This window comes from Arthrobacter sp. LAR12-1-1.1 (genome assembly GCF_040676555.1).
In the GTDB taxonomy this organism is placed as follows: Bacteria; Actinomycetota; Actinomycetes; order Actinomycetales; family Micrococcaceae; genus Arthrobacter.
The window spans coordinates 1-948 of record NZ_JBEGIG010000033.1 but is presented as its reverse complement, the minus strand read 5'-3'; the positions used below and the strand labels follow the sequence as shown (position 1 = coordinate 948).

At 64.2% G+C, this 948-nt stretch carries 1 protein-coding gene; it reads right to left on the bottom strand.

The features are described from left to right. Position 1: 1 nt before the first annotated feature. Positions 2 to 899, bottom strand: a protein-coding gene (locus tag MRBLAR12_RS16190) for an IS5 family transposase (RefSeq protein WP_229995585.1) whose coding sequence is annotated in 2 segments (ribosomal slippage) — positions 2 to 538 and positions 540 to 899 — 897 coding nt in all. Because the reading frame shifts where the segments join, the coding sequence is not laid out codon by codon here. Positions 900 to 948 lie beyond the last annotated feature (49 nt).

Genomic DNA, 948 nt, shown 5'->3' with positions numbered 1-948 from the left:
GCTAGGGCGTGTCTCCTAATACTTTGAGCCAGACGGTGATCGCGCGAAGGACGACGGCGCCGCGGTACGTGAGGGCGAGCTTGTCGTATCGGGTGGCGAGCCCGCGCCATTGCTTGAATACGTTGAAGGCCCTTTCGACGACGTTCCGGCGTTTGTAGGCATCTTTGTCTAGACCCACAGGTCTTCCGCCCTTGCTGCCCCGTCGCTTGCGGTTCGCTTCCTGGTCGGAGCGTTCCGGAATCACTGCCTGGATCCCGCGCCGGCGCAGCAGCTCCCGGTTCGCCCGGGAGGAGTACGCCTTGTCCGCCAGTGCCCGGTCCGGACGGGAGCGGGCCTTGCCCCCGCCAAGCTTGGGTACCTTCAGCGCCTCAAGCAGGTTCGGGAACATCGGGGAATCACCGCCTTGGCCCGGGCCGAGCAGGATGACCAACGGGCGCATCTTGCCGTCGCAGAGGTGGTGAATCTTCGTCGTCAGCCCGCCGCGGGACCGCCCGATCGCGTGGTCACCGGGCTCCTCCAACAGTTTCATGTAATTCGACAGGTCCCCCCGCGCTGCGGGGAAGGTTGGTCGCGTGCTGGTGGGCGCGGTTGACTGTCGAATCCACGGAGACTTCCCACTCGATCAGTCCGGCTGCGTCTGCTTCCGAGAGCAGGGAAGCCTGGATCTTATCCCACGTGCCGTCACCGCTGAACCGGCGGTGACGCTTCCAGACCGTCTGCCACGGACCGTAGCACTCAGGCAGGTCACGCCACGGGATCCCGGTCCGGAAACGGTAGATGATGCCCTCCATGACCAGCCGGTGGCCCTGAAACGGACGCCCCCGACGCCCGGAGGAGTCCGGCATCAGGTCCTCAATCAGAGCCCACTGGTCATCAGTCAAAACGGAAGTACGTGACACCCGTCCACTATTTCAAAAACCACGCCCCGAATTAGGAGACACGCCCTAG